Origin of the sequence: Arthrobacter sp. 08Y14, assembly GCF_002929455.1 — a bacterium.
In the GTDB taxonomy this organism is placed as follows: Bacteria; Actinomycetota; Actinomycetes; order Actinomycetales; family Micrococcaceae; genus Arthrobacter_B; species Arthrobacter_B sunyaminii.
In genome coordinates, this window is record NZ_PJIX01000004.1 from 32,344 (window position 1) to 56,500 (window position 24,157).

Consider the following 24,157-nt stretch of genomic DNA (forward strand, 5'->3'; position numbering starts at 1 on the left):
GCTGACGATGAACGGAGCGGGAGCACTGCTGCTGGGGAAAACCGCGGTAATCACCGGAGCCGGGCAGGGAATCGGGCTGGCCACGGCCCGGCGGTTCCTGGCCCACGGCGCCAACGTGGTGATAGCCGACATCGACGAGGACAAAGCCAATCAGGCGATTGCCGAACTGGTGAAAGCCGACGCTCCGGTCATTGCCGTGGCCTGCAACGTCGCTTCCGGGGCCGACCAGGACAAGGTGGCCGCCCTCGCCCTGTCCCGGTTCGGCGGGCTCGACATCCTGGTCAACAACGCCGGGGTCACCCGCGACGGCTATATCAACCGCCTCTCCGAAGACGATTACGACGCCGTCCTGGACATCAGCCTCAAGGGCGCGTGGCTCGGGATCCGGGCTGTTTCCCCGCTTTTCCGGAAGCAGGGGAGCGGCTCCATCATCAATATGTCGTCCCTGTCGGGAAAGATCGGCAACCCGGGCCAGACCAACTACTCCGCGGCCAAGGCCGGCCTGATCGGCCTGACTAAGGCGGCCGCGAAGGAACTTGGCCCCGCGGGAGTTCGAGTGAACGCCATTCAGCCCGGCCTCGTCCGGACCGACATGACGTTGGCGATGAAACCCGAGATCTTCGCGGCGAAGGAGGCCGAGGTCCCGCTGGCCCGTGCCGGTGAGCCCGAGGAAGTGGCTGACGCCGCGGTGTTCCTCGCTTCGCCGATGGCCTCCTACATCAATGGCGCAGTGCTCGAAGTTACTGGTGGACGCGGCATTTGAGCCGGTCCCGAGAAAGGAAGAATTCATGAGAGATGCCGTAATCTGCGAGCCGCTGCGTACGCCGGTGGGCCGCTACGGTGGTGTCTTCAAGGCCGTTACCGCGGTGGAACTTGCGGCAACTGTCCTGAAGGAACTGGTGGCCCGAACCCGCATCAACGCCGATGATGTGGACGACGTGATCTTCGGTCAGTGCTATCCCAACGGCGAGGCTCCGGCGATTGGGCGGGTGGCGGCGCTGGACGCCGGGCTGGCTGTCACGACGCCGGGCATTCAGCTTGACCGGCGCTGCGGCTCGGGTCTGCAGGCCGTTGTCGATGCGGCGATGCGGGTGCAGACCGGGGCGGCGGACCTCGTCATTGCCGGTGGCGCCGAAAGCATGAGCCAGGCTGAGCACTATGCGCTCGGTCTGCGGTTCGGCCTGCGCGGTGACCAGACGCCGCTGATGGACCGGATCGCGCGTGGCCGGGTCACGGCCGGCGGCAGCCAGTACCCCGTTCCCGGCGGGATGCTGGAGACAGCCGAGAACCTGCGGCGGGAATACTCCGTGACGCGCCAGGAGCAGGACGATCTGGCGTTCGCATCGCACCGGCGCGCCGTCGCCGCCCATGAAGAGGGACGCTTCGCCGAGGAGATAGTTCCGGTTGAGGTGAAGGGCCGAAAAGGAACGGTTGTTGTGGACCGGGACGAGCACCCGCGGCCGGACATTGACCGGGAAGCGCTGGGCAACCTTAAGGCCGTCCGGGCCGGAATCGACCCGGAGTCGACAGTGACGGCCGGCAACGCCAGCGGCCAGAATGACGGGGCCGCCGCCTGCATCGTCACCACGCCGGAGCGCGCCGAGCAGCTCGGTCTGAAGCCGCTGGCCCGACTGGCCAGCTGGGCCGTTGCCGGCGTCGAACCTGCCCGAATGGGAATCGGCCCGGTTCCCGCCACCGAGCGGGCCCTCGGGCGGGCGGGGCTGAGCCTCTCGGAGATGGACCTGATCGAGGTCAATGAGGCCTTCGCCGCGCAGGCCCTTGCCGTCACCAAGGCCTGGAACTTCACCGCCGCGGACTTTGACCGGTTCAACGTCAACGGGTCGGGAATTTCCCTTGGACACCCTGTGGGCGCCACCGGCGTCCGGATCCTGGCAACGATGCTCCGCGAGCTGGAGCGCCGGAACGGGCGCTACGCGCTGGAGACCATATGCATCGGTGGCGGCCAGGGAATCGCTGCGGTTTTCGAACGCGTCAGCAATCCCTGAGGCTGGGCTGCGGAGGTGGATGACGAGGCACTGTTTGACATCGCGGCCCGGGAGGCAGGGGAGGTCTTTTCTCCCCTGCCGCGGTCCCGCAGCGGCTGGGGCACCGGCCTGCTGCGGGGCATGGCGGTAACGGGGCTGCTCGCCCGGGGCACCGAGGCCTGCGCTGCCGGCCTGGGTGCGGAAGCGCGGTTCTCTCCGGTGCGTTTCACCGCCGACCTGTTCCGGCCGGCTCCGGCAGTTGAGAGCCGGGTGGTGACCTCGGTTGTGCGCCGGGGGCGGAAACTGTGCGTGATCGACGCGGTCCTGATCCAGGATGACGTGGCTGTGGCCCGGTCCAGCACCGTGCTCGCCGCCGCGCTGCCGCCACCCGGCGGCACCGTATGGCAGCAGGACGATTCCGAGCTGCCCCAGGCGCCGCAGCTGCAGCCGACCTCCGAGGATCTGAGGCTGTTTTATGCCGGGGAAACCGGGTGGGCCCAGGTCGACGACGCGCCGGAGTCCCCGGCACGCCGCGGCGTGTGGCACCTTGCCTTGCCGGTGGTGCGAGGGGAGGCGGCCAGCGGATTCGTCGTCGCCGCTTACGTCGCCGATGCCGCCAACATCGTCTCCAACTGGGGCGACACCGGTCTCCAGCACATCAACGCCGACATCACCCTGGCGCTCAGCCGCGTCCCGGACGCCGGCGGTGTGGGCCTGTTCGCCCTGGACCGCCACGAGGCAGGCGGAGCCGCCATCGGCACGTCGGCCATGTTCGACAACCGCGGCAGGTGCGGCACGGTAACCACTGTGGCCCTGGGCAATGCCGAGCACGCGGTGAATCCGAAAACCAAGGCACCGCTCGAACGGGTCTCCGGCTAGGAAAGGACAGCATCTCCGGGTCCACAGAACCATATCTTATGTATAATATATTTATTGCGAACAGCGCCTGCCGGTTAGCAAAGGGCAGATGTTCGCGGCCCAATACATCTCGGATCACCCCATGGTTCCGGGAACAAGCGAGAGGAACAGGAAATGGCCGGACTGTATTACGAGGAATTCCAAGTGGGCATGGTGTTTGACCATGCGACCCGGCGGACGGTAACCGAATTCGACAACATGCAGTTCTGCGCCATGACACTGAACCTGGCGCCCCTGCACCTGGACTATGAATACGCCAAGAAGTCCATCTACGGCCAGCCGCTGGTGAACAGCCTTTTCACCCTCGGCCTCGTCACGGGCATCTGCATGCAGGACACCACGCAGGGAACAACCTTGGGCAACCTCGGATTCGAGGAAACCAAGTTCCCCGGCCCGGTGTTTTACGGTGACACGATCCGGGTGCGGACTGAAGTGCTGCGTATGCGGGAATCCAAGAGCCGGAACGACTCCGGCATTGTCACTTTCCGGCATCAGGGAATCAATCAGCGCGATGAGGTGGTGGTGGACTGTATCCGCGCCGGCCTCATGCTCAAGCGCTCGGCCGTGGAGGAAAGCATCAGCGCCTAACGGATGTAAAACGGTCCGGAAGGGCCGGGAGCCGGCCGCCCGTCATACGGGTGGCCGGCTCCCGTTTTGTGGTCCCGGCCCGGTGCCGACGACTGCTTCCCGGGGCGGGCCCTCACCGGCTCAGGGCGGTGAGCCTCCAGTCGAGTACGGGGGCGGGTTCGGTCTCCGCCGCGCCGCGCGCCCTCACCTGAATCCGCAGGTCCAATGCCCGCCACCCGCCGTCCATGGCGGCAACGTTCTCGATCGTGATGGTGGATGCCACCGTGTCACCCTCCCGCACGGGACCAAGATGGTCGCAGCCGGCCCAACCCGAAATAGTGACCAGATCCGGCAGCGTCCGCGTCAGTTGGGCCAGGGCAATGCCGATGGTGTGTCCGCCGTAGACCAGCCGGCCCGACGGCTGGCGGAAGCGGTCATGGTGGACGTGCGCCAGATTAAGCGTGAGCCGGGCGAGTTCGGGGGCGCTTGAAATGACATCTCCCGCCTCGAGCTCCCAGGACCGCCCCGCGGTGTAGGGGACGGCCGACTCCGGGAAGGCAGTAATATCCCAACCCTCAACCATGGCCGCGGCACCCGTGGAAACGGTTTCGGAACCCAGCTGCGACAGGTCATCGGCGTGACCGGTCTGCGTCGACGGGTCTTTCAGCGGCAGCATGGCGCAGCGCAGGAAGTCCAGGACGAGCTGATCGTCCTGATCCCGGGTGGTGACGCGCAGGGCGGCAAGGCCGGTGGGACCGCTCCTGTTCTGTTTCAGGCCGACAACCTCGGTGCGGGTGGTCAGCGTGGACCCGAGGGAAGGCAGCCGGTGGAATGACAGGCCCCGGTAGAAGAGGTTGGCAACGACTCTTCGGGTGACCAGAGTCGATTGCCCGATGGCCACGTCCCAAACAAAGCCGGGATCGGCCAGCGGGCGCCCGGCAACCCGGCGGGACAGTGCTTGGTCCAGGGACAACCGCAGCCGTGATCCCAGAATGGACTGATGGACAGCCGCCCGGCCGTCGGTCAGCGTCAGGCCAGGGGCCTGATCGAAAACGTCGCCCACGGCAAGCTCATCGAAATACGGGCCTTCAAAATTGGACAACATCCTGCTCGCTTCCTTCTTGGGGGTGGTGGGGAACGACGGCGGGCCACAGCGCCTAGGTGCCGATGACTCCGTCGTTCCGCAGTTTGCCGAGCTCGCGGGCCGTCAGGCCAAGAACCTCAGACAACACCTGCTCCGTGTGCTCGCCGCGGTGGGGTGCGCTGGCGGTGGGGCCGTAACCGGCGTCCAGACGCAGGGGGGAACGTGAGGAAATGACCGGTCCGGTGCCGGGCTGGTCGACTTCGGCCAGTACCCCGGAAGAGGTGCCGGCGCGGAAGTCCGCGACAACCTCTGAAGGGTGACGGTAGCGGCTCCACAGGGCGCCAACCCCGTCGAGGGCCCGTTCAACCTCCTCCATGTCACGGGCGGCGAACCAGGGTTTGAGGACCGCGGTGAGGGTCTCCCGGTGGATGTAGCGGTCACCTTCATCGGCAAGGTTGATGTCAAGGGCGGTCTCCAGTGCCGCGAATACGGCGGCCGTGCCGGTGGCCTGGACCAGGACTTTCCATTGCCGTCCGGTCAGGGCCACGACCATGACGCGTTCTCCGTCCCGGGTGGCGAAGTCGATGCCGTAGGCCCCGTAGAGGTAATTGCCCGTCCGGTCGCGTCCGCCGCGCTCTTCGGCTTCAGTGAGCCAGCCCATGGAGGCGAGGCCGGCAAGGGCTACATCGGCGAGGGAGATGGCTATGTACCGGCCCTCGCCAGTGAGGTCCCGGTGGCGAAGGGCGGCGAGGAGGCCAATCGATGCAGTTGCCCCGGTGAGCAGGTCCCAGGCCGGCAGCACGTGGTTGACCGGCCCCGCGGAGTTCTCCGGTCCGGTCATCCAGGGCACGCCCATCTCAGGGTTGATCGTGTAGTCCACGGCCGGGCGGCCGTCCGCGTGGCCTTCGATATGCACGTGGATGCAGTCCGAGCGAACCTGGCGCAGCGCCTCCGGCGCTAGCCAGCTGCGGCCGGGCTGGTTTTCGATGAGGATGCCGCCCTGCGGGCCGGGGGCGGCCGCGAGCCCGACCAGCAGCTCCTGGCCGGCGGGGCTGCGGACATCGATGGCCACGGAGCGTTTGCCCTTGTTCAGGCCGTCCCAGAACAGGCTCCTGTTCGACTTGGCCGAAAGGGGCCATCGGTGGGAGTCCGGGGCGCCGTTGATGGGGTCGACGCGGATGACGTCAGCTCCCAGCTGGGCCAGGGTCATGCCGCCGAGGGGACCGGCGACAAAACTGGAGAATTCGATCACCCGCAGGCCGTCCAGGAGTCCGGGTGCCTGATGTTCGGTCATGGTTGAGCTTTCTCTGGTCGGTACGTGGGGAACACGGGCCGTCAGCCGGCGCTCGAATGGTGGTGCAGGTGGGCGAGCACCCGCACGGCCCGGTCCGGTTCCGGATAGGCGGGGACGCCGGCTTCGAGTAGTGCCCGGAGCGGACGTCCGCTGCCGCCGGTCCACACAACCGCGAACGGTTTCGTGCTGGCCCGGTGTGCGGCCACGAGGCGTTCCACGATCTTTTCCGCGTCCTTGTCGGCGTTGCCCAGGATGACCAGGATGGCATCGGTCTGTGCGTTGGCGGAGGTTACGGACAGCCCTCTGTCCAGGAGGGACAGGTCATTGATCATCGCCCCCGTCATATCAATGGGATTGGCGGTCGAAGCGAAGGACGGCAGCACCTCGCGCAGGGCCCGGTGGTCCTCGGCCTCGGACCAGGGATCAACACGCAGCCCCTCCAGCACGGCGCGGTCGGCGGCGAGCGCGCCGGAACCTCCGCTGAGGGTCAAAATGGACAGGCGCGGGCCGGCCATGCGACGCCCGTCGGCGAAGAGCAGGGCGGCGTCGGCCCACTCCTGCATGCTCTCGACGCGCACCGCCTTCCCGGCCGCCAGGACCTGGTCGAACGCGGCGTCGTCACCGGCAATGCTGGCGGTGTGCCGGCGCACGGCGCGGGCACCCGCCTCGGTGCGGCCGGATTTCAGGAAGAGCAGCGGCTTATCCTTCCGGGCGGCCTTGCTGACCAGCGAGCGCAGCGCGGCCAGATCCCGTACTCCCTCCAGATGGCCCATGAGGACCTCGACGGCGTCGTCGTCGGCGAGCGCGTCCAGAATCTCCACCGCGGTGACATCGATTTCATTGCCCGTGTTTGCGTAGTGGCGGAGGCCCAGGCCGTTTGCCACCATGGTGGTGTAGGTAAAGGTTCCGACGGCGCCGCTCTGCGAAACCAGAGCAATGGGCGCGTACGGCCGGTCTCCTTCGGCATCGAAGGCGGTGGAGAAGGTGCTGTAGACATTGTTGGCCGCTGAGAACGCGCCGAGGCAGTTCGGGCCCAGGAGCCGGATGCCGGTTTCCCGGACGGCGTCTGCGAGTTCCGTCTGCAGGTCCTGGCCGTCCTCCGCTTCGGCGAAACCCGAGGCGAACACGATGGCCGCCCCCACTCCGGCCTGCCCGCACCGGCGGACCGCGTCCGGCACGGCAGGAGCCGGAACGACGATCACAGCCAGGTCCACCGGCTCGCCGATGGATGCGACATCCGGGTAGGAGGGCACGCCCTGCACCTCGGAGCGCCGGGGATTTACCGCATAGACGGACCCTTCGAAGCCAAAGGACAGCAGGTATGCCAGGGGGCGGCCGGAGAGCTTGTCCGGATCAGCCGACGCGCCGTAGACCACAACGCTGCGCGGGTTGAACAGCAGTTCGGCCAGGGCCGGACTCATGAAGCCGCCCCCCGGCGGAACATCGGGGCGCGCCGCTCGCGGTGCGCCGCAACGCCCTCCGCCACGTCCGGTCCGCCGAAGCCCAGGAACTCCAGTCCCAGTGAGGCGTCGAACATCGGCCCGTTTTGGCGGTACCACTGGTTCAGTGAGTGTTTGGTCCAGGCGATGGCTTCCTGCGCCCCGTCGCTGAGCTCCCCGGCGATTTCCCGCGCCGTGGACAGCAGATCGTCGCGGTCGACGGTCAGGGAGACTAGGCCGGCGCGTTCGGCGTCCTCTCCGGAGATCTCCCGGCAGGTGAGGAGGAGGTACTTCGCCTTCGCCATCCCGCAGAGCAGCGGCCAGACCATGGAGGCATGGTCGCCGGCGGCGACGCCGAGGCGGGTATGGCCGTCGATGATGCGGGCATCGCGGGCCGCAACTGAAATATCTGCCATCAGCGCCACAACCAGCCCCGCTCCGACAGCCGGGCCGTGGATAGCCGAAATGATCGGCTTGCTGCAGTTGATGATGTTGTAGAAGAGGTCGCTGGATTCGCGCATCACCCGCATCCGGACGTCATAGTCCTCGATCTGGCGGTCGATGAGGTCAAAGCTGCCGCCGGCGGAAAAGGCTTTGCCGGCGCCGCGGACCAGGACGGCCCGGACTTCGGGGTCCTGATCGATCATGGGCCAGATGGCCGGGATCTGGGTGTGTGTGGCCTCATCCACGGCATTCAGGCCCGGCCCGTCGAAAATCACCTCGAGCACACCGTCCTGATGGCTTTCAAAGGACAACCTGCTGAAGGCCTGCTTGTATCGCTCGATGAGGTCTGACATGGGAATCCTTTCGGTCAGCACGAAGCTCATGCCCCGCGGATGACACCCCGCCTGCACTCTCGTCGGTGAGGCGGCGGGGTCCGGCCGAAGCGCGGTCCTTGGGGATGGGAGCCTTGATTCTCCCTTCTTCGTTACAATCACATATTATATACTTCATATTCACCGCCGGTCCACTGTGGCGGTACCGACCCCGCGGAAAAGAGATGACGATGCAGCGACTCGTGAGCACTGACGGCCTGACCGAAATTCAAACAGAGATTCTGAGCACCGTCCGGCTGTTTGTTGAACGGGAGATCCTCCCCGTAGCCACGGAACTTGAGCATCAGGATGCCTATCCCACGGAGATCATCGAGGGGCTCAAGGAACTCGGAATCTTCGGCCTCACCATTCCGGAGGAGTTCGGCGGCCTTGGGGAGTCCCTCCTCACCTACGCCCTGGTGGTAGAGGAAATTGCCCGGGGGTGGATGAGCGTGTCCGGTGTCATCAATACCCACTTCATCGTTGCGTATCTGCTGATGCAGCACGGCACCCCGGAACAGAAGCAGAAGTACCTGCCGCGCATGGCCACCGGGGAAATTCGTGGCGCATTTTCGATGTCCGAACCGGGCCTCGGCTCAGACGTGGCGGCCGTTTCGACCCGGGCCAAGCAGCTGGACGATGGAAACTACGAAATCTCCGGCCAGAAAATGTGGGTGACCAACGGAGCCACAGCCAACCTTGTGGCCGTGTTGACCAAGACCGACGAGGGGGACTCCAGCCCGTACCGGAACCTGACCGCCTTCCTGGTGGAAAAAGAGCCCGGCCTGGGTGAAACAGCCCAGGGCGTCACCGTGCCGAAGAAGCTCGACAAGATGGGTTACAAGGGAGTGGAAACCACGGAGCTGTTCTTCGACGGCCACCGTATCGGCGCGGATCAGATCCTCGGCGGAACCCCCGGCAAGGGCTTCTACCAGATGATGGACGGAGTCGAGGTGGGCCGGGTGAACGTCGGTGCCCGCGCCGTCGGAATCGCCAACCGCGCCTTCGAACTGGGCATCAGCTACGCGCAGCAGCGCGAAAGCATGGGCAAGCGGATCGCCGACCACCAAGCCATCCTCTTCCGCCTCGCGGAGATGGCAACCAAGGTCGAGACCGCGCACGCCATGGTTGTCAACGCCGCCCGGCGCAAGGACTCGGGTCAACGCAACGACGTCGAGGCCGGCATGGCCAAGATGGTGGCCAGTGAATTCTGCAGCGAAGTGGTCGAGGCGTCGTTCCGCATCCACGGAGGCTACGGGTACTCCAAGGAGTTTGAGATTGAACGGCTGTACCGCGAGGCGGCCTTCATGCTGATCGGCGAGGGCACATCGGATATTCAGAAAATGATCATCGGCCGCAGCTTGCTCAAGCAGTACGCGCAGTAGACGGGACGCGGGAACATGAAGACAGCACCGCCGTCGCTGGCAGGTCCGGCAATCCTGTTCTGCCCCGCCGACCGGCCGGACCGCTACGGAAAGGCGCTGGAACGCGCCGACTGCGTCATCCTGGACCTGGAGGACGCGGTTGCCGGCGGACGCAAGGCCGACGCGCGGCGGGCACTGCAGGCCTGGACCGCGGACCCGGCCAACCGGCCGGTTCTTACCGCCGACCCGCTGCGGATTGTGGTCCGCATCAACGCGATCGGCAGCGGGCATTATGCGGACGATGTCCGGGTCCTGGCAGCCAGCGGCATCCGCGCGGTCATGCTGCCGAAGGTTGAAGCGGTTGCCGACCTCGACCGCCTGGCCGCAGATCTGCCGGGGGTCGCGGTGGTGGCCCTGTGTGAAACGGCCCTGGGCGTCGCGCGGTCGCTGGAGATTGCGCAGCACCCCGCCGTGGCCGCAGTGATGTGGGGCGGCGAGGACCTCACCACATCGCTGGGCGGTACGTCCTCGCGCACAGCCAACGGAACCCTTCGCCATGTGTTCCAAGCGGCGCGCTCAACCGTACTTCTGAACGCAGCTGCCGGTGGGAAGCCTGGCATCGACACCGTTTACATTGATATCCGGGATGTGACGGGCCTGGCGGACGAGGCAAAGGATGCCGTCGCCAGCGGGTTCGCCTTCAAGGCATGCATCCATCCAAGCCAGGCGGACGTAGTCCGCAGCGCCTTCCTTCCCAGTCCTGATGAGTTGCGGCGCGCCCGCGCCGTCATGGATCTGGTGCACTCCGGCCGCGGCGTCGTGCAGTTCGAGGGCGGGATGGTTGACGAACCCGTGATCCGCCAGGCCGAACGCATCATCGAACGTGGCAAGGCGGCCGGCCGGCCGCCACACGTGCCCTAGCCGCCGCGGGTACCGAGGCCGAAGGATGTTTAACATATAATGCTTACCATGGTGCCTACCACCCAGCCAAACAGCCCTGACGACCTCGGGTACAGCTATCAATCGCGCCGCACCTCCCGCCGGCAGCAGCTTCCGGAAGAGGTCGCGTCCTATGTCCGTGAGCTCATCGTCTCCGGAGGGGTGAAGGAGGGAGAGTTCCTCAGGATGGAGCGGATTGCCGAAGCGGTCGGCGTGAGCAACACTCCGGTGCGCGAAGGTCTGCTGCTGCTCTCCAATGAGGGTTTCGTGCGCTTGGTTCCGCGTCGCGGGTTCGTGGTCTCATCCTTCACTCCCGAGGACATCCGGGATCTGTTCTGGGCGCAGGCAAAGCTTGCCGGTGAGCTCGCGGCCCGGGCCGGACAGCGCGCCACGCCGGAGCGGATCCAGCGGCTTGAGTCCATCAGCGCGGAGTATGACCGCGCCGCCGAAGCGGGGGACGATGAAGCGCTGATCGAGCTGGGCCATGTTTTTCACCGCGAACTCAACCTGGCGGGCGAATCGCCGCGGCTGGCCCGTCTGCTGGGTACCGTGGTCAAGCAGCTCCCCAACCGTTTTTATGCCGCCATCGAGGGGCAGATCCATGACAGCCAGGAAGAGCATCCACTCATCGTCCAGGCACTCCGGGACAAGGACGGGGAGCTGGCGCGCAGCCTCACGGAAGCCCATATCGCGGGCGCAGCCGACCGGCTGATCGATATGCTCCGCGAGCGGGGGCTGTGGGCCGATCAGGACAACAGCCCGGAGTCTTCCGACGCATAAGGGCGGTACCTTTCCGTCGTCGACCCCCACTCACATATACAAGCAAACTGATCAAGTAACTTGATCAGTTTGCTTGTATATTTGGGCAATGGTTGAAGACAGACTGACCCGGTCCCTTCTTGAAGTGCTGCTGCCGCTGCTCCGGCGGCTGAATGCTGAACGGTCCGTTTCCGCGGGCAAGCTCGGTGCCCTCCGCTACCTCTCGGAGCACGGGCCAGCCACTGTTTCGGAACTCGCCGCTGCCGGCCATGTCAGTCCCCAGGGCATGTCGCTCGCGGTGCGTGAGCTGGAGGGGCTGCGGTTCGTCGCCAGGCTTCCCGATACCGAGGACCGCCGTCGGGTCTGGATTCAAATCACGGACGCCGGGCAGGGCAAACTGGTTCAGGAGCTGGCCGCAGGCTACGGCTGGCTGGAGCAGTCCGTCTCGCGTCAGCTGACGCCGCAGGAGCGCGCAGTCCTGGAGGCCGCTGTGCCCGTCCTGCGCAAGCTGGCGGCGGCATCCGATGAGTGAGGTCCGCATGGCTTCGGCCCGCCCGCTGCCCGCACTTGTGTATGCAGCCCTGTGCACGGCGATCGTGAGCTCACTGGGCATGCTGCTGGTTCCCTCGATTGCCGAAGCGATGGACGTTACGGTCAGCACGGCGCAGTGGATGCTCACCATTAACCTCTTGGTCGGTGCCATCGCCACGCCAGTGATGGGAAGGCTCAGCGACGGGCCGTTCAAGAAGCGGCTGCTGCTGTGGTCCCTGGCGGTCATCTTCATCGGGTCGGTGCTGGCCGCGCTGGCGCCGAACTTCACTGTGTTCCTTATCGGCCGGGCGCTGCAGGGCCTCAGCTACGGCATTGTTCCGGTGACGATCGCGCTCGCCCGGCGGTACGTTGAGCCCGCGAAGATCCAGCCGGCGATCTCCAGTCTCTCGGTGACGGTGTCGACGGGGATCGGTATCGGCTACCCCTTAACCGGGGTCATCGCCGGACTTCTCGACTTCCGTTTCGCCTTCTGGTTCGCAGCGCTGTTCGTGGCCACCGCTGCCGCGGCCATATGGCGCCTCGTTCCGCCGGGGCCTGATGAGCAAGCCACTCGGAACCCTTTTGATTTCCGGGGCGCCGCGCTGCTCGGCCTCGGTCTCGGGGTCCTCCTTCTGGGCATCAGCGAAGGGCCGAACTGGGGGTGGGACGCGCCGTGGACCATGGCAGTCTTCGGCGTCGCCGCCGCGGTCCTGGCCGTTTGGGTCTGGACGGAACTGCGGGTGCCGCATCCGCTGATCAATCTCCGGGTCCTGCGCAACGCCGAGGTGCTTCTGGCCAACGGCACGGCCATGGGCCTCGGTGCCGCTCTGTACATCGGCCTATCGATGTCCAGCCTCGTGGCGCAGGCCCCCGAATCCACCGGCTACGGTCTGGCGCTGCCGGTGCTCTGGGCCGGTTTTGTCATGTTTCCGCTGTCGGTGGGCAGTTTCAGTGCGAACCGCCTGGTGCGCCGGCTGTCCGATCGGATCAGCCTGACCACCCTGCTGCCGATAGGTGCCGGAACCATGACGGCAGCCGGCACGCTGATCTGGTTCGCCCACACGCAGCTGTGGGAGATCCTGCTGGGGATGCTGGTCTTCGGCCTGGGCATGGGCGCCAGCTATGCCGCCATGCCGGCCCTGATCGCCCGCAGCGTGGCCAGCGAGGAGCTGGGCAGTTCGGTGAGCTTCAACCAGGTGCTGCGCACCGTTGGCAGTTCGTTCGGCACTGCAGTCTCCGCTGCGTTGCTCGCAGCGCACACCCCGCATGGCCCCTATGCCACCGAGGCCGGCATCAGCACGACGTTTGCTCTTGGCGCGCTCGTGTGCGCGGGCGTGTTTGCTGCGTTGCTGATCCACTTCTTGGTTGCCCGGTCTGGGCGGGAGCCAGCCAAGGACCCGATGCCCTGACGGGCTGACGCAGGCCCGTTTTGGTCAGCACACTCCTTCCATCGACTACGCATGATATATTTTATCCAAGTTAACCGGCGGGGCCGATCGACGGCCATCCGAGGGCAGCAGTCCCGGCTTTGGCCAACGCTGTCGGTTGAACGGAACGAACGTGCGACAGGAGCGTGGGGATCGATGAGAATTGCTGTCTTGCTGAAGGAAGTCCCGGACACGTACGGCGAGCGTAAGCTCGACCTGCAGAGCGGCCTGGCTGATCGGGGGGCCACCGAGGCCGTCCTCGATGAGATAGGTGAGCGTGCACTGGAAGTGGCGCTCACCCATGCCGACAACCATCCGGGAACCGAAGTAACGGTTGTCTCGATGGGGCCGGCGACGGCTGCGGCGGGTTTGCGCAAGGGACTGGCGATGGGAGCCGACAACGCGGTTCACATCCATGACGACGGGCTGCTCGGCGCCGATCTCACGCTGACGGCGGAGGTGCTCGCCGCCGCCCTGCGACGCCGAGCATTTGATCTCGTCATCGCCGGAAACCTCTCGACTGACGGAAACGGTGGAGTAATTCCGGCAATGATTGCCGAACTGCTCGGCACACCGCACCTCACAAGCCTCGAATCGGTCTCCATTGACGACTCCGGCATCCGCGGCCGGCGGACCAGTGAGGCAGGGATTGCATCGGTCGAGGCAGGGCTGCCTGCCGTGATTTCCGTGACGGAGTCCATGCCCGGCGCCAGGTTCCCCAACTTCAGGGGAATCATGGCCGCCAAGAAAAAGCCGCTCGAGACGGTCGGACTCGCGGAACTGGGCGTCCACGCAGAGGACGAGTCCGTGGGGCGGTCCATCGTGATTGCCGTGGCCGAGCGTCCCGCACGCCAGGCCGGAGTGAAAATCACCGATGAAGGGGACGCGGCCGCTCAGCTGGTCGATTTCCTCGTGAGCAACCGACTGGCTTAGGAAGGAAAATGATGGAATTCGCTAACGATTCAGTCTTGGTTTTTGCTGAGGTCACTCCGGACGGAGAAGTGGCCTCGAGTGCCGCGGCGCTGCTCGGTGCTGCCGCACTGGTGGGCACTCCCGTGGCGCTCGTCGTCACACAGCCCGGGCAGGGAAGCGCAGCGGCGTCGACACTGGGCAACTGGGGTGCCGCGCAGGTGCTCACAGCGGAGGCCGCAGACGCGGGCACCGTACTCACCCGACCGGCAGTCGATGCCCTCGCCGCTGCTGTGGCGCTGGTCCGGCCCGATGCCGTGCTCATTCCCAACTCCATTGAAGGCCGGGACATTGCCGGTCGGCTCGCGGTCCGCACGCATTCCGGTCTGAACGTCGACGTCGTGGGAATTGGCCGTGACGACGAGGGGATTGTCGCCCAGCATTCCGTGTACGGCGGGGCTTACAACGTCGGCACCGCCGTGACTGTGGGCTTCCCGGTGATCACCGTGCGCCAGGGCGCCATCGAGGCGCGCGCCGAAGCGCGGAAACCGGAGCTTCTGGCCCTGGACGTGCAGCCGTCCGGCGCGCCGGCTGCCGCCGTGACCTCGTTCGAAGGGGTCACGAAGAGTTCAACCAGGCCGGAGCTCCGCGGCGCGGCGAAGGTGGTTTCCGGTGGCCGCGGACTGGGGTCGGCCGAAAAATTCGAACTCGTGGGCCAGTTGGCCGATTCCCTGGGTGCAGCGGTCGGAGCATCGCGCGCCGCCGTGGATGCCGGATACATTCCGCATACTCACCAGGTCGGGCAGACCGGTGTGTCGGTGTCACCGCAGCTGTACGTCGCCCTGGGCATTTCCGGTGCGATCCAGCACCGCGCCGGCATGCAGACCGCAAAAACGATTGTTGCGATCAATAAGGACGCAGACGCACCGATCTTTGAGGTGGCGGATTTCGGAATCGTAGGCGACGTGCACACCGTGGTGCCGCAGCTCGTCTCGGCCCTCGAGGCCCGGAGGAGCTGACCCAATGGCCGAGGACACAGGCACGGGAGGCACGGCACCGGTTCGCCGCGGCTTGCCGAGGCGAGCCGGCGAAGCGGGCCCGGAAACAGCCGGGCGTGCCTCATCCGCTTTGGCCGCGCAGGCACCCGGTCCGGCCGGGGCCGCGGCAAACGGTGAACGGCCGTCCGCCAAGCCCAGGCGTACGGGGCTGCTCCGGGACGTGACCGGCGCCGGCTCCGCCGCCCCGGGTGCGCAGGCGGCGGCCGGCAGGCCGGATGTGTCGGCCGCGCCGCCGTCGCCGGGTGGTTCCCCGGAGCGCCGGCGGTCCGGCCTGCCGCGGCCCGGGGCTGGCCCGGCCGCAGCAGCCCCGACGCAGACAGCCCCGACGGCGGACCCGGCACCGGAGGAGCCGGACGCGGCGCCTGCGCCGCCGGCACCCCCCGCTTCCCAAGCCGGTAGCCAAGGGGCAACCACCATTCCGGGCCAAGACGTGCAGCGTCAGCCTCGGTCACGGGTCCGCATGGCCTTTCTGGGGCTTGCCGGACTGCTGGCTGCGGCCGCCCTCGCGGTCCTGTTTGCCCGCTGGCTTGTTTCGTTGGACTCCGTGCAGGACTTCTTAACCCGTTATCCCGGCGAGACACATCTGCCGGAGGGCGCGCCGGTCGGGCTGCCGGTCTGGCTGGGCTGGCAGCACTTCTTCAACGCCTTCTTCCTGGTGCTGATCATCCGGACCGGATGGCAGGTGCGGACGCAGAAGCGCCCGCCCGCCACCTGGGTGCGCAACAACACCGGCCTGATCAAGACAAAGAATGCGCCGCAGAAGATTAGCCTCACCCTGTGGGCGCACCTGACCTTCGACGCGCTGTGGATCCTCAACGGGTTGGTCTTCGTGATCCTGCTCTTCGCCACGGGCCAGTGGATGCGTGTCGTGCCGACCTCTTGGGAAGTGTTCCCCAACGCCGTTTCGGCGGCCCTGCAGTATCTGTCCCTTGACTGGCCGCTGGAAAACGGCTGGGTGAACTACAACAGCCTCCAGATGCTGGCTTACTTCGTCACCATTTTCATCGCGGCACCGTTGGCAGCACTCACCGGTATCCGGATGTCGGGGGCGTGGCCGAAGAATGCGACCCGGCTCAACCGGATTTATCCAGTCGAGTGGGCGCGCGCTGTTCACTTCCCCGTGATGCTGTACTTTGTCCTCTTCGTGATCTCACATGTTGCGCTGGTTTTCGCCACAGGGGCGCTGCGCAACCTCAACCACATGTACGCCTCACAGGATTCGAGTGGCTGGGCCGGTTTCTGGATCTTCTTTGTGTCCCTGGTCGTAATGGTGGGTGCCGTGATCGCCGCACGGCCGCTGGTGTTTGCACCCATCGCCCAGCTCACCGGCAAGGTCGGGCGGTAACGGGCTGGGGCCGGACCGGTGCACCTGTTCCGGCCACCGGGATAAGGTATGTCGTGATGTATCGCCACTTCCTCTTGTTGTCTGGCTGCTGATGTGTGCGGACGTGGCGGCCCGGCTACAGGCTCAGAGCGCGGCCAGCCCGTTGCGTCCGTCAGCATCCAGATACTCGGCGTAGGTGGCCGTGATCGAGCGGCGGGCCTGCTCGGCAGCGGCCGCGCTGTCCCCGCTGGCAATGGCACTGAAGAGCAGTCGATCGCTGGCGGCGGCATCCCGCATGGCAACCCCGGGGTCACCGGCCGAAGAGATTCGATCATTCATGAGGTCCAGGAGCGCGCCGGAGACGGCCTGGCCGCTGGCCTGCAGCAGCTGGTTGTGGCTGGCCTCCCAGACGACGGCGTGAAACTCCAGATCCGCTGCATTGAACAGGTCCATGCTGCCTGCCGCGGATTCCATGCGTTCCACCGCACCGTGCATCGCGGCAAGCTGCTCTGGCGTGTGCAGCGCGGCTGCCAGCTGGCAGGCGGAGCTTTCCAGGATGATGCGGAACTGGACGAGGTCCGAGAGGGACAGGGAAGCAATTCTTGCCAGCGTGGTGAAGGACTGCTGCAGCGCCTGTCCGGTGAAGGGAAGCACCTCCGGCCCGGAGCGTCCGCCGGGCCGGGAGGCGATGAGTCCCCGGCTCTGCAGCACCCGGAGCGCTTCACGCACCGTGGGGCGGCTGACCGAGAACTGGACCATCAGCTCGCGTTCGCTGGGCAGATGCTGTCCGGGCTGAACCTCGCCGGAAATGATGACCGCTTCGATCTGTTCCACCACGCGTTCGTAGGTCAGGACGGGGACAGCGGGAGAGAAACTGATTTTGCTCATGCGGCCCTTCACAATCGAAGTTTTTTCGAATCTACCGGGCCGCATCGGCCAGCGATATACCTCCGTCCAAAACTTTCACTGGTAAGACCAGATAAATAGGTAGACAGGCTGGCACTCCATGAGGTTGTCTGGTTCAAATTGTTGGACTTGCCGGAGGATGGAGATCCCCAATGAATCGTGCACCTTCCCGGGCAGCGGTCGCGCTGGCCGCATCGGCGCTCTTCCTGTCATCCTGCTCTGCGGGTTCTTCGGGGGAGGAGCCGGCCGAGTCCGCTGAGGAGCGGTCCGGAATCACAGTGGCCCTCACCGGAGAACCCACCAACCTTGACTTCACCACCACCGCCGGCGCCGCCATTCCCCAGGCGCTGATGACCAACGTGTATGAAGGCCTGGTGGAAATTGACCAGGACGGCGCCATCCAGCCATTGCTTGCCGAGTCCTGGGACATCAGCGAGGACCGCCGCACCTACACGTTCACGCTGCAGCCGGACGTCACCTTCTCCAACGGCGAGCCGTTTACCGCCGACGACGTGAAGTTCAGCCTCGACCGGGTCAACTCCGGGGCATGGGTTTCGAGCCTGAAGAACAAGATGGCCATTGTGGAGGCGGTCAACGTCCTGGGTGACACCGAAGTGGAGATTGTGTTGAGCCGGCCGAGCAACGCCTGGCTTTTTGACCTCGGCACACCGGTGGGAGCCATGTTCGATGAAAGCGGCGTGGATGATCTGGCGAACACTGCCATCGGCACCGGACCGTTCACCATCGAGGCCTGGAACCGCGGGCAGTCCATCGAGATGAAGGCCCGCGACGACTATTGGGGCGAGGCGCCCAAGGTGGAGACCGCCACGCTGCGCTACTTCGCGGACGCAACGGCCACCACCAACGCGCTGCGCTCCGGCGACGTGGACGTGGTCTACAACATGCAGGCACCCGAGCTGCTCTCCACCTTTGAAAGCGACGACGCCTACCAGGTTCTGGACGGCACCTCCAACGGCGAAATCATCCTGTCCATGAACAACAAACAGGCACCCTTTGACGATGTCCGCGTGCGCCAGGCGGTCATGCACGCCATCGACCGGCAGGCCGTGCTGGATACCGCATGGAGCGGCTACGGCACCGTGGTGGGGGCGGCCGTACCGCCCACCGACCCGTATTACGAGGACCTGACCGACGTCAACGCCTATGACCCGGACAAGGCCCGCGAGCTGCTCGCCGAAGCCGGAGCCGAGGACCTGAACATCACCTTCAGCGTCCCCACCCGCCCGTACGCCACAGCCGTGTCCGAAATTGTGGTCTCCCAGCTGGCGGAGGTGGGCATCAGCGCCACCATCGAATCCGCCGAGTTCCCCGCCGTCTGGCTGGACAAGGTCTTCACCCAGCATGACTACGACATGTCCGTGGTCCTTGCCGTGGAAAGCCGGGATTTCCTGACCATGTTCAACAACCCGGACTATTACCTGGGCTATGACAACTCCAAGATCGCAGAAACGGCCGCCACAGCGGACGCCGCCGACGAAGCCGGCTACGTGGACGGCATGAAGGACGTGGTCCGCACGGTGACCGAAGACGCAGCCGCCGGAGTCCTCTTCCTGTTCCCGAACATTGTGGTGGCCGATGCCGATGTCACCAACGTCCCCGCCAACTCCGTCACCGAGGCCCTGGACCTGACCGGAATCGGCTGGAGCTGAAACCGGTGTGAGAGCATCCCGCGGAGCCGACGGCACAGACTGAAAAGAGGCACGCATGGGCATCAGGCTGCTCATCAACGCGGCACGGTTCGCCGTCACCTTCCTGGTGGCCACGGTGGCGGTCTTCATCTTCATGCGTGCCGTCCCCGGCGACCCGGCGCAGATTGCGCTGGGCGTCAACGCCACACCGGAGCTGCTCGAGCAAACCCGGGCGGAGTTCGGCACTGACCGGCCCCTGCCGGTGCAGTACTTTGACTGGACGCTGGGCCTGTTCCGCGGAGATTTCGGCACCAGCTACGTCACCCGCCAGGACATCACGCCGCTGATCCTGGACCGGGTGCAGGTCAGCCTGATCCTGGTGGGCCTGGCCATGGCGGTTGCCCTGCTGATCGCCGTTCCGCTGGGCACCCTGATGGCCGTGAACCACCGCCGGATCAGCGGCATCCTGCTCAGCGGCCTGAGCCAGGTGGGCGTGGCCATTCCCGGGTTCCTGGCAGCCATCCTCCTGGTGGTGGTGTTCGCCGTCGGGCTGGGCTGGTTCCCGGCCAACGGCTGGACGCCGCCGGGGGAGGACTTCGGTGACTTCCTTCGCCGGGTATTCCTGCCCGTGCTCGCCCTGGCCTCCGTCCAGGGTGCCATCCTCACCCGGTACGTGCGGTCCGCGGTCCTGGAGATCATGAGCGAGGACTATCTGCGCACCGCCCGCGCCAAAGGGCTGGGGCGGACCGAAGCGCTGGTGAAGCACGGCCTGCGCAACGCCGCCATTCCGGTGCTTACGGTGACCGGGGTGCAGCTGGCCGCGCTGATCATCGGCGCCGTGGTCATTGAGCGCGTCTTCGTCATCCCCGGGCTGGGCTCCCTGCTCCTGGACGCGGTGGGCAACCGGGACCTGCTGACCGTGCAGTCCGTGGTCATGGTGCTGGTGGCCATCACCCTCACCATCAACCTGCTGGTGGATGTCCTGTACACCGTGTTGGATCCCCGAATCCGGAAGAAGGCCTGATGAGCGATCTCACCCCGGCTGCCCTCACCGGAGCCGCTCCGGTCCCCGTCGGGCGTCCCGGCCGCGGCAAACCGTCGCCCACCCTGCTGATCGGCGCGGCACTGGTGGCCGTCGTCGTCGCAGCCGCCCTCCTCTCCTTTTTCTGGACACCGTACGATCCGGTCCGGGCCGTACCCGGGGACCGGCTGCTCGGCTCCAGCGCGGAGCACCTGATGGGAACCGACCGCTACGGCAGGGACGTGTTTTCGGGAATCCTCTACGGCGCCCGGATCACCCTGCTGGTGGGCCTGATCTCCGTCGGCATTGCCCTTCTCATCGGAACGCCGCTGGGCATCCTGGCCGGAATGCGCGGCGGTGCGGCCGAGGAGATCAGCATGCGCGCCGCAGACATCCTGATGGCGTTTCCTGCCCTGCTGGTTGCCATCATGTTCGGCGCGGTGTTTGGGGCGGGGACGACGACGGCGATGGTCGCCATTGGCATCGGCTCAATCCCGGGCTTCGCACGGGTGGCGCGCAGCGGAACCCTGCAGGTGATGAGCACCGAATATGTCCTGTCCGCCCGCGCCTCCAGCCAGAGCGCACTGCGCATCGCCCGCCGGCATGTGCTCCCGAACATTGCGGGGGTGCTGGTGGTCCAGTGCTCCGTCACGTTTGCCCTGGCCGTCCTGGCGGAAGCGGCACTGTCCTTCCTGGGACTCGGTACGCCGCCGCCGATTCCCTCCTGGGGCCGGATGCTGCAGGAATCCCAGCAGTTCCTGGGCACCTTTCCGGCGCTCGCCATTTGGCCGGGAGCTGCCATTGCCCTGGCGGTCCTGGGCTTCAACCTGCTGGGAGACGGGCTGCGCGACCGGTTTGACCCCAAGCTGAACGGGGAGGCTCGGCGATGAGTGAACGTCTGCTGGACGTTAGGGACCTCCGGGTGTCCGCCGGAGAGCGCACGCTGGTGGACGGCTTCAACCTGGCGCTGGGCACCGGTGAACGGGTGGGACTGATCGGCGAGTCTGGGTCCGGCAAGTCCATGACTGCCACCGCCCTGATGGGACTGCTGCCGGAGGGGGTCTCCGCCACAGGCTCCATCCGGCTGGCCGGAACCGACCATGACCTGGTGGGGGCCCGGGACAGCCAGATGCAGCGGATCCGCGGCAACGCGATGACCATGGTGTTCCAGGAACCCATGAGCGCCCTCAACCCGCTCATGAAGGTGGGGCCGCAGGTGGCCGAGGTGATGCTCAAACACCGCACGGTGCCCAACCGGCGGGCGGCTGCCGCGAAAGCCGTGGAGATGCTGGCCTCCGTTCGGCTGCCCGATCCCGCGGAAGCCGCGCGGGCGTATCCGCATCAGCTCTCCGGCGGACAGCGGCAGCGCGCCATGCTGGCCATGGCGCTGGCCAATGATCCGGCGGTCCTGCTCTGTGACGAGCCGACCACGGCCCTGGACGTGACCGTGCAGCGCCAGGTCCTGGACCTCATCCTGGAATCCGTGAGCCGGCGCGACACCGGACTGCTCTTCATCACCCACGACCTGTCCGTAGTGGCCAGCGTCTGTGACCGCGTCCTGGTCATGAACAAGGGCCGCGTGGTGGAAGAGGGAACCACCGAACAGGTACTGACCCGGCCCGCCCACGCCTACACCCGGGGGCTGTTGGCGGCCTCGGACCTGGAGGCGACGGACAGTGACGGCCGGTTGTTCACGGTGGCCTCGGCCGACGCCTATGTACCGCCGAAGATCGCATCCCCGCCAGCCGAAGGGGCGACGGCGGAGACGCGGCCCGCGCTGCCTGAGGTACCTTCGCTGCCTGACCGCCCTAGCGCGCCCGCCCCGGCCACGCGCGCCGGCCAGCCTGACCGCGAAGGGAACGACGGCGCCGTCGAGCCGCTGATCAGTGTGCGGGACCTGGTGCGCACCTACCGGCGCGGCCGCACCTCGCTCTTTGGTGCGCCCGCCGAGGTGCAGGCGCTGCGGGGCATCTCGTTTGAGGTGGCTGCAGGGCAGCGGTTCGGCGTGGTGGGAGAGTCCGGGTCCGGCAAGTCCACGCTGCTGCGAATCCTGGCCGGACTGGACCAGCCCACGTCCGGCAGCGTCAAAGTTGCCGGAAACGAGGTGGCCGGGGCCCGGGAAAACGAACTGCGCCAGCTGCGCCGCGAGCTTCAGATTGTTTTCCAGGACCCCATGGGATCGCTGGATCCGCGGATGCGGGTGAGGGACATCATCACGGAACCGCTGCTGCTGCCGGGGGAAACGGCGCGCCGCGGCAGGCATGCCGAACGCGCGGCCGAAATGCTCCGGGCCGTTGACCTTCCGCCCGAAGCGGCGGACCGCTTTCCGCACCAGTTCTCCGGCGGACAGCGCCAGCGCATTTCCATTGCCCGGGCCCTGATCGGAGAGCCGCGCATCCTGGTTGCCGACGAACCGGTGAGTGCCCTGGACGTTTCAGTGCGCGCACAGGTGCTGAACCTGCTCTCGGATCTGGTGGACCGGTACAACCTGACCCTGGTGTTCGTGTCCCATGATCTCGCCGTCGTGCGGCATCTTTGCGACAACGTGGTGGTGATGAACCAGGGGCTCATTGTGGAAAGCGGCCCGACGGAGCAGATTTACGAGGACCCGCAGCACGAGTACACCCGGACGCTGGTGGCGTCCTCGATGTCGCTGCGGACGGAACTCGCCGGGCGGGCGATGGACAGCCGGGAAGAACTGACCAGTCAGGGAGAGGGAAAATGACGGAGACGGCCAATCAATCACCGCAGCAGGAGGGCACCCCGCGCAGCCGGGGCCTCCACGACCTCTCCGCCGCCGAGCTCAGCAGCGCGTATGCCGCCGGAACCCTGACCCCGGTGGAGGTGGCAGAAGCGGTCATCGAACGGATCCGGGAGCGGGAGCCGGAGCTGAACGCGTTCTACCGGTTTGATCCGCAGGACGTCCTGCGCCAGGCCCGGGACAGCGCCGAACGGTGGCGGACGGGATCCTCCCGCAGCGCATACGACGGTGTGCCCTGCAGCATCAAGGAGAACATTTCCCGGGCCGGCATCCCCAAACCGTCGGGGACGGCCCTGCCCGATCCGCCGATGCCGGCCGGGAACGCTCCCGTCACGGACCGGCTCCTGGAAGCGGGGGTGGTCATTCTCGGCTCCACCACCATGCCGGACTGGGGCATGCTCTCCTCCGGAGTGTCCAGCCTGCACGGGGTGTCGCGCAGCGCCTGGAATCCGGCCTGGACAACGGGAGGCTCCAGCGCCGGAGCCGGCAGTGCGGCGGCTGCCGGATACGGTCCGCTGCATGTGGGCACCGACATTGGCGGATCCATCCGGCTGCCCGGAACCTGGCAGGGGCTGGCCACGCTGAAGCCCAGCGCCGGACTGGTCCCGCTCGATGCGCCGTACACCGGCCGGGCAGCGGGCCCGCTGGCACGCACGGTGGCGGACGCCGCCGTCCTGATGGGGCTGGTGGCACGGCCTGACCCCCGGGATTACACCACCCGGCCGTTCCCACCCCAGCAGTGGAGCGCGGAGCCGGCGGATCCGGCGCCGCTGCGCGTTGCGCTGCAGCTGGACGCCGGGTGCGGGGAGGCACCCGACGCCGAAGTGCTGGCGGCGGTGCAGACGGCGGCCGCGCTGTTTGAGCAGGCCGGAGCCGCGGTGGAAATCCTTGCCCCCTTCATCGATGAGGACATGCTGCACGGGCTCGACGAATTCTGGCGCACCCGGTCCTATGCCGATTTGGAGGAACTGGAACCCGCGCACCGGGAGCTGGTCCTGGATTACATCGTCCGCTGGTGCTCCCGCGGCGCCGACGTCTCGGGCAGCCAGACCATCCGGAATTTCCACAGCATCGGACGGATGCAGCAGGCGACGGCGCTCGCCGTCGCGCCTTACGACGTCGTCCTCTCACCAGTGGCACCCATGGCGGCGTTCCCCGCTGAACAGCCCATGCCCGTGCCTGACCCCGGGCGGACCATGGGCCACATCGGATTCACCGTGCCGTACAACATGTCCGGCCATCCGGCTGCCACAGTGAACTGCGGATTCACGGCGAACGGCAGACCCATCGGTCTGCAGCTTGCCGGAGCGGTGGGCAGCGATGCGGAGCTGCTGCGGGTTGCGGCCTGGTATGAAGCGGCGCGGCCGGTGTCTTCAACTCCGAACTGGACAGCCTTGGCCTGAATCG

At 66.6% G+C, this 24,157-nt stretch carries 22 protein-coding genes; 17 read left to right on the forward strand and 5 right to left on the reverse strand.

The window, feature by feature from the left end; all coding sequences use genetic code 11:
* The first annotated feature begins 7 nt into the window (after positions 1-7).
* The 4 genes from fabG (at position 8) to CXR03_RS16005 (ending at position 3,491) form a co-directional block, all read left to right on the forward strand.
* Positions 8-763 carry a 3-oxoacyl-ACP reductase FabG gene (gene fabG, locus CXR03_RS15990; RefSeq protein ID WP_104104752.1) on the forward strand — a complete coding sequence of 252 codons (756 nt, stop codon included), beginning with the start codon at positions 8-10 and terminating at the stop codon, positions 761-763.
* 25 nt (positions 764-788) lie between these two features.
* Positions 789-2,006: an acetyl-CoA C-acetyltransferase gene (locus CXR03_RS15995; RefSeq protein ID WP_104104753.1), complete on the forward strand. Its 1,218-nt coding sequence runs from the start codon at positions 789-791 to the stop codon at positions 2,004-2,006.
* 15 nt (positions 2,007-2,021) lie between these two features.
* Positions 2,022-2,864 carry an acyl-CoA thioesterase domain-containing protein gene (locus tag CXR03_RS16000; RefSeq protein WP_104104754.1) on the forward strand — a complete coding sequence of 281 codons (843 nt, stop codon included), beginning with the start codon at positions 2,022-2,024 and terminating at the stop codon, positions 2,862-2,864.
* A gap of 102 nt (positions 2,865-2,966) precedes the next feature.
* The gene (locus CXR03_RS16005) at positions 2,967-3,491 is read left to right on the forward strand and encodes a MaoC family dehydratase (protein ID WP_368784664.1); all 525 of its coding nucleotides are present in this window, start codon (positions 2,967-2,969) and stop codon (positions 3,489-3,491) included.
* Between the two features lie 112 nt (positions 3,492-3,603).
* Here CXR03_RS16005 and CXR03_RS16010 read toward each other — a convergent pair whose 3' ends face one another.
* The 4 genes from CXR03_RS16010 to CXR03_RS16025 are packed head-to-tail and all read right to left on the reverse strand — an operon-like array spanning position 3,604 to position 8,084.
* On the reverse strand, positions 3,604-4,575 hold the full coding sequence (locus tag CXR03_RS16010) for a MaoC family dehydratase (protein WP_104104756.1): 972 nt from the start codon (positions 4,573-4,575) through the stop codon (positions 3,604-3,606).
* A 52-nt stretch (positions 4,576-4,627) separates the two neighbouring features.
* Complete coding sequence (locus CXR03_RS16015; protein WP_104104757.1) at positions 4,628-5,848, reverse strand: CoA transferase; 1,221 nt, start codon at positions 5,846-5,848, stop codon at positions 4,628-4,630.
* Between the two features lie 41 nt (positions 5,849-5,889).
* On the reverse strand, positions 5,890-7,269 hold the full coding sequence (locus CXR03_RS16020; protein ID WP_104104758.1) for an acetate--CoA ligase family protein: 1,380 nt from the start codon (positions 7,267-7,269) through the stop codon (positions 5,890-5,892).
* Entirely contained in the window at positions 7,266-8,084 is an 819-nt protein-coding gene (locus tag CXR03_RS16025; RefSeq protein ID WP_104104759.1) for an enoyl-CoA hydratase/isomerase family protein, read from the reverse strand. The genes CXR03_RS16020 and CXR03_RS16025 overlap by 4 nt, the downstream gene beginning before the upstream one ends.
* A gap of 209 nt (positions 8,085-8,293) precedes the next feature.
* Between CXR03_RS16025 and CXR03_RS16030 the strand changes: the two genes are divergently transcribed.
* The 8 genes from CXR03_RS16030 (at position 8,294) to CXR03_RS18745 (ending at position 16,434) form a co-directional block, all read left to right on the forward strand.
* On the forward strand, positions 8,294-9,487 hold the full coding sequence (locus CXR03_RS16030) for an acyl-CoA dehydrogenase family protein (RefSeq protein ID WP_104104895.1): 1,194 nt from the start codon (positions 8,294-8,296) through the stop codon (positions 9,485-9,487).
* Between the two features lie 15 nt (positions 9,488-9,502).
* Entirely contained in the window at positions 9,503-10,387 is an 885-nt protein-coding gene (locus CXR03_RS16035; protein ID WP_104104760.1) for a CoA ester lyase, read from the forward strand.
* A 48-nt stretch (positions 10,388-10,435) separates the two neighbouring features.
* A complete protein-coding gene (locus CXR03_RS16040; RefSeq protein WP_104104896.1) occupies positions 10,436-11,185 on the forward strand; it encodes a GntR family transcriptional regulator in 750 nt (249 codons plus the stop codon).
* A gap of 88 nt (positions 11,186-11,273) precedes the next feature.
* Complete coding sequence (locus CXR03_RS16045) at positions 11,274-11,696, forward strand: MarR family transcriptional regulator (RefSeq protein WP_104104761.1); 423 nt, start codon at positions 11,274-11,276, stop codon at positions 11,694-11,696.
* Complete coding sequence (locus CXR03_RS16050; protein ID WP_104104762.1) at positions 11,689-13,104, forward strand: MFS transporter; 1,416 nt, start codon at positions 11,689-11,691, stop codon at positions 13,102-13,104. Before CXR03_RS16045 ends, CXR03_RS16050 begins: the two co-directional genes overlap by 8 nt.
* A 174-nt stretch (positions 13,105-13,278) precedes the next feature.
* Positions 13,279-14,055, forward strand: coding sequence for an electron transfer flavoprotein subunit beta/FixA family protein (locus tag CXR03_RS16055; RefSeq protein ID WP_104104763.1), 777 nt, complete (start codon positions 13,279-13,281; stop codon positions 14,053-14,055).
* An 8-nt stretch (positions 14,056-14,063) separates the two neighbouring features.
* Positions 14,064-15,050, forward strand: a complete 987-nt coding sequence (locus CXR03_RS16060) for an electron transfer flavoprotein subunit alpha/FixB family protein (RefSeq protein ID WP_104104764.1) — start codon at positions 14,064-14,066, stop codon at positions 15,048-15,050.
* Positions 15,051-15,549: 499 nt separating this feature from the next.
* Positions 15,550-16,434 carry a cytochrome b/b6 domain-containing protein gene (locus CXR03_RS18745; protein ID WP_258073726.1) on the forward strand — a complete coding sequence of 295 codons (885 nt, stop codon included), beginning with the start codon at positions 15,550-15,552 and terminating at the stop codon, positions 16,432-16,434.
* Between the two features lie 123 nt (positions 16,435-16,557).
* On the opposite strand, the gene CXR03_RS16070 is transcribed toward CXR03_RS18745, so the two are convergent.
* Complete coding sequence (locus tag CXR03_RS16070; protein ID WP_104104766.1) at positions 16,558-17,301, reverse strand: FadR/GntR family transcriptional regulator; 744 nt, start codon at positions 17,299-17,301, stop codon at positions 16,558-16,560.
* Between the two features lie 170 nt (positions 17,302-17,471).
* On the opposite strand from CXR03_RS16070, the gene CXR03_RS16075 reads away from it, so the two are divergent.
* From CXR03_RS16075 to CXR03_RS16095, 5 genes are read left to right on the forward strand one after another with little or no spacing between them, the layout of a single operon-like run.
* On the forward strand, positions 17,472-18,989 hold the full coding sequence (locus CXR03_RS16075; RefSeq protein ID WP_104104767.1) for an ABC transporter substrate-binding protein: 1,518 nt from the start codon (positions 17,472-17,474) through the stop codon (positions 18,987-18,989).
* 55 nt (positions 18,990-19,044) lie between these two features.
* On the forward strand, positions 19,045-19,992 hold the full coding sequence (locus CXR03_RS16080) for an ABC transporter permease (protein WP_104104768.1): 948 nt from the start codon (positions 19,045-19,047) through the stop codon (positions 19,990-19,992).
* Complete coding sequence (locus tag CXR03_RS16085) at positions 19,992-20,879, forward strand: ABC transporter permease (protein WP_104104769.1); 888 nt, start codon at positions 19,992-19,994, stop codon at positions 20,877-20,879. The genes CXR03_RS16080 and CXR03_RS16085 overlap by 1 nt, the downstream gene beginning before the upstream one ends.
* A complete protein-coding gene (locus CXR03_RS16090) occupies positions 20,876-22,714 on the forward strand; it encodes an ABC transporter ATP-binding protein (RefSeq protein ID WP_104104770.1) in 1,839 nt (612 codons plus the stop codon). Before CXR03_RS16085 ends, CXR03_RS16090 begins: the two co-directional genes overlap by 4 nt.
* On the forward strand, positions 22,711-24,153 hold the full coding sequence (locus CXR03_RS16095; protein WP_104104771.1) for an amidase: 1,443 nt from the start codon (positions 22,711-22,713) through the stop codon (positions 24,151-24,153). The genes CXR03_RS16090 and CXR03_RS16095 overlap by 4 nt, the downstream gene beginning before the upstream one ends.
* Positions 24,154-24,157 lie beyond the last annotated feature (4 nt).

Coding starts and splice junctions, on each gene's coding strand:
- CXR03_RS16015 (WP_104104757.1), bottom strand. CDS start 5,848: ATGACCGAACATCAGGCACCCGGACTCCTGGACGGCCTGCGGGTGATC.
- CXR03_RS16050 (WP_104104762.1), top strand. CDS start 11,689: ATGAGTGAGGTCCGCATGGCTTCGGCCCGCCCGCTGCCCGCACTTGTG.
- CXR03_RS16055 (WP_104104763.1), top strand. CDS start 13,279: ATGAGAATTGCTGTCTTGCTGAAGGAAGTCCCGGACACGTACGGCGAG.
- CXR03_RS16040 (WP_104104896.1), top strand. CDS start 10,436: ATGGTGCCTACCACCCAGCCAAACAGCCCTGACGACCTCGGGTACAGC.
- CXR03_RS16095 (WP_104104771.1), top strand. CDS start 22,711: ATGACGGAGACGGCCAATCAATCACCGCAGCAGGAGGGCACCCCGCGC.
- CXR03_RS16020 (WP_104104758.1), bottom strand. CDS start 7,269: ATGAGTCCGGCCCTGGCCGAACTGCTGTTCAACCCGCGCAGCGTTGTG.
- CXR03_RS16060 (WP_104104764.1), top strand. CDS start 14,064: ATGATGGAATTCGCTAACGATTCAGTCTTGGTTTTTGCTGAGGTCACT.
- CXR03_RS16035 (WP_104104760.1), top strand. CDS start 9,503: ATGAAGACAGCACCGCCGTCGCTGGCAGGTCCGGCAATCCTGTTCTGC.
- CXR03_RS16045 (WP_104104761.1), top strand. CDS start 11,274: ATGGTTGAAGACAGACTGACCCGGTCCCTTCTTGAAGTGCTGCTGCCG.
- CXR03_RS16090 (WP_104104770.1), top strand. CDS start 20,876: ATGAGTGAACGTCTGCTGGACGTTAGGGACCTCCGGGTGTCCGCCGGA.
- fabG (WP_104104752.1), top strand. CDS start 8: ATGAACGGAGCGGGAGCACTGCTGCTGGGGAAAACCGCGGTAATCACC.
- CXR03_RS15995 (WP_104104753.1), top strand. CDS start 789: ATGAGAGATGCCGTAATCTGCGAGCCGCTGCGTACGCCGGTGGGCCGC.
- CXR03_RS16070 (WP_104104766.1), bottom strand. CDS start 17,301: ATGAGCAAAATCAGTTTCTCTCCCGCTGTCCCCGTCCTGACCTACGAA.
- CXR03_RS16025 (WP_104104759.1), bottom strand. CDS start 8,084: ATGTCAGACCTCATCGAGCGATACAAGCAGGCCTTCAGCAGGTTGTCC.
- CXR03_RS16030 (WP_104104895.1), top strand. CDS start 8,294: ATGCAGCGACTCGTGAGCACTGACGGCCTGACCGAAATTCAAACAGAG.
- CXR03_RS16080 (WP_104104768.1), top strand. CDS start 19,045: ATGGGCATCAGGCTGCTCATCAACGCGGCACGGTTCGCCGTCACCTTC.
- CXR03_RS16010 (WP_104104756.1), bottom strand. CDS start 4,575: ATGTTGTCCAATTTTGAAGGCCCGTATTTCGATGAGCTTGCCGTGGGC.
- CXR03_RS18745 (WP_258073726.1), top strand. CDS start 15,550: ATGGCCTTTCTGGGGCTTGCCGGACTGCTGGCTGCGGCCGCCCTCGCG.
- CXR03_RS16085 (WP_104104769.1), top strand. CDS start 19,992: ATGAGCGATCTCACCCCGGCTGCCCTCACCGGAGCCGCTCCGGTCCCC.
- CXR03_RS16075 (WP_104104767.1), top strand. CDS start 17,472: ATGAATCGTGCACCTTCCCGGGCAGCGGTCGCGCTGGCCGCATCGGCG.